The 3,407-nt window shown below is 44.5% G+C and carries 2 protein-coding genes; both read left to right on the top strand.

All coding sequences use genetic code 11. The annotated features are described in order from the left end of the window. On the top strand, window positions 1-440 hold a 440-nt coding region (locus L4D19_RS30025; RefSeq protein WP_428455442.1), incomplete at its 5' end, for a hypothetical protein. Between the two features lie 1,711 nt (window positions 441-2,151). Further along, entirely contained in the window at window positions 2,152-2,463 is a 312-nt protein-coding gene (locus L4D19_RS30020; protein ID WP_428455441.1) for a hypothetical protein, read from the top strand. Window positions 2,464-3,407 lie beyond the last annotated feature (944 nt).

The raw sequence follows: 3,407 nt of genomic DNA, 5'->3' as shown, positions 1-3,407 counted from the left end.
ATTTGGAACCATTTCATAAAAGGAGTTACGTTGTAATGTCGAAAGGCTTGTTTAGAGCGTTGGTAGGAACGGTAGAGACTAAATCATCAGCCAAGAAGGTATTAAAAGCATCATTCATAATAAGCTGTTTACCTTTTATTCTTATGGGCTTAGTTCACCTCTTTTTCCCAAAGTATTTTTATGAAGCAACTGGTAGTGAAAGTATGGTTGTAGCTTCGTATGTTTACAGCGTTTTCATACTTGTAATGGGTTATTTTCTTTACAAAGAGAAATTATGGTCTCCATATATCATTATTGTTACTGTGATAGGTCCGACACTTTTAGTTAGTGTATTGGAAAAGTCATTTCCAGATATCAGTATTATTGATGTATGGGTGGTCTTTTTTATGGCAGCATCTGTTAGATCAATTAAATTTCTAAAGAGTATTGATTCTAAATGATAATTTACCTTACAGATTTCTATGTAGCACCGATTGAAAGAAATATGAGTCAGCGGCCTAACAAAGCAATCAAGGTGACCCGTTACACTCGGCGGTTTTGGTATGGAGTTCGGCGTGCTTTGTTGGTTTAGTGCTGGGCACCTTATTGCAGGCGTTAGGCATGGGAAAAGCCTGCTTTTGGATCTGGTCGTAACCACATCGTCCAAGAACGGGAATTCTCAGGTAATTCGTTAATCGAAGGGCTGTCCTTAAAGTTCTGGGAAGGGCTGGTTGCTCTGTTCTTTGCTGCCTCAGGCCATGGCAGTAAAGCATCGCGCTACTCATCGTGACATTGCTGTGAAAGGCTTGTTGTTTACTCAACTTGTCAGTCTAGTGATGCAGCCTTGATTGGCATCTCATCAGGATGTCATGCAAATGTAGTTAGCTTTAAGGCGCTGATAATATTGGTTTTACTTTAAATTCAGTGGATGGGGTATCCCACGGTTGGCGCTGGAGCATACTGAGAGTACGTCGGCCAAGTAGGAATGTCACCAGCGGAAATGCCTAACAAAGCAATCAAGGTGACCCGTTACACTCGGCGGTTTTGGTATGAAGTTCGGTGTGCTTTGTTGGTTTAGTGCGGGGCACCTTATTGCAGGCGTTAGGCATGGGAAAAGCCTGCTTTTGGATCTGGTCGTAACCACGTCGCCCAAGAACGGGGACTCTCAGGCCATTCGTTCATCGTAGGGCTGTCCTTAAATTTCCGGGTATTGCAGGTTGCTCCGTTCTTTCTTGCCTCAGGCAATGGCAATAAAGCATCGCGCTCTTCATCGTGACATCGCCATGAAAGGCCTGTCTTCAACTCAACCTGTCAGCCTGGTGATGCAGCCTCGATGAGCATCTCATCAGGATGTCATTTAAATGTATCTGGCTTTAAAGTGCTGATAGTATTGGTGTTACTTGAGGTTTAGTGCGTGCTGTATCCTATGGTTGGCGGCGGACTGCGCTGAGAGTACGGCGGCCAAGCATGAATTTCACATGTGGAAATGCCTAACAAAGCAATCAAGGTGACCCGTTACACTCGGCGGTTTTGGTATGAGGTTTGGTGCGCTTTGTTGGTTCAGTGCGGGGCACCTTATCGCAGGCGTTATGCACCTTAGAGCCAAGTGCATCGATGGTAGAATGTTCATCGCACATTTCCACGATTTCTCTGGCTATTCGTTCAGCGCAAGGCTGCCTGAAAGCTCAGAGAACAGCAGGTTGTCGTCTTCTTTGTCGCCTTTTACCCTGGCAATTCAGCAATGAGTTTTCATGGTTACTTTGCTCTGAAAGGGCAGTTGCTTGTCTTAACCAATAGTTCGGTGCAGCAGCCAATCATGTCAGCATCAGGTTGTCATACAAGTTGGTCTGGCTCAAAGTGTTGAAAGTAAWCGGAACTATCAGGGCCTGCGCTTGTTGCCTGTATGTCGCAGACTCATCATACGTGGAAAGGCTTTTGGCCAAGTGTGATCGTATTAATGGATGGAGTTGCATAACAAAGCAATCAAGGTGACCCGTTACACTCGGCGGTTTTGGTATGGAGTTCAGTGTGCTTTGATAGTTCAGCGCGGGGCACCTTATTGCAGGCGTTATATTTTGCTCGAAGAATTTCGTCGAAAGTTGGTTAAATGGACAGGAAAGTTTAGATTTATATTTTTGTTTCAGTTTCATGTGTGATGATATTGGAGTGATAATGGACGGTGAATCATTTGTTCAACTAGTAAAAGAAGAAGCTAGAGATTTCTCTATAGATTGGTCTGAAGGGAATCAGTCTGGTGTCTCAAGTGATACTCAAACATGGTTATCAAATCTGTCTGCGAGTGAGCAGCTATTTGTGCGTGAAATTGTTACTGAAGCAATAGATCATAGTTTATTCCAGTTGTTAGAAATAATGGATGGTGTGCATACTAAGAATCAATCACCAATAGAAGCTTCTTGTTGTAACGAGAAGATCTCTGGTGAAGGAATGCCACAGTTACATGACTTGTACGCAAGCAAAATATAACAAAGCAATCAAGGTGATGCGTTACACTCGGCAGTTTTGGTTTGGAGTTCAATGCGCTTTGTTGGTTCAGTGGGGCACACCTTATTGCAGGCGTTATGCACCTAGAGCAAAGTCTTGGTTATTGTTGATAAATCATCGCTCAATACCAATATCTCTCTGGCCATTCGTTCATCAATAGGCTGCCGTTTAGCTTCGGGGATAAGCGTGTTGGAAATATCTTTGTTGTCTTTGAGTACAAATCCTCAGGCTTTCGTTTAACACCCTTTTTGTTCCGTGGTTTCAGGAAGTAGCGCTCCCTTAGGCTTTCAGCTTCATTGCAGGGCAGCCAATCAAGTTTGGTATCAGGCAGGAAAGAAAGCTCGGCTGGCTTAAAGTTGCTGAAAGTTATCTGCGCTCTTAAGTCCAGTATTCGTTGTTGTCCCGGCGAAAGGAGATCATATGCTGACAGGCCTTCGCCCAAGTAGGGACAGCATTCTAGGATGGATTTGCATAACAAAAGTCACCATGTCGACCCGTTACACTCGGCATTTTTGGTATGACTTGGCTTGGGTGTATACGATATTCATTTCGGCACCTGCGCTACGGGCGCATGTGCCTAGGCGTTAGGCATGGGAAAAGCCTGCTTTATGTCTGGTCGTAGCCGCATCGCTCAAGAACGGGAAATCTTAGGCCATTCGTTCATCTAAGGCTGTCCTTAATGTTCGGAGAAATGCGGGTTGTTCCGTTCTTTGCTGCCTCAAACGATGGCAATAAGCATTCCTAGCTTCCTCGATACACCGCTGTGAAAGGCTTGTCGTCAACTTAACCCATCAGTTTGGTGGTGCAGCCTCGATTAGCATCTCATCAGGGTGTCATGCAAATGTAGCTGGCTTTAAGGTGTTGATAGTATTTATCTTACGTCAAGATTCGTGGATGCTGTATCCCATGGCTGTATCCCATGGCTG

The sequence above is a fragment of the Photobacterium kasasachensis genome (assembly GCF_050336885.1).
Taxonomy (GTDB): Bacteria; Pseudomonadota; Gammaproteobacteria; order Enterobacterales; family Vibrionaceae; genus Photobacterium; species Photobacterium kasasachensis.
This window is presented reverse-complemented; position numbering and strand designations above follow the sequence as displayed.

What these genes read in the sequence shown, in the direction of transcription:
- L4D19_RS30020 (WP_428455441.1), top strand. Translation starts at nt 2,152, where the DNA reads ATGGACGGTGAATCATTTGTTCAACTAGTAAAAGAAGAAGCTAGAGAT.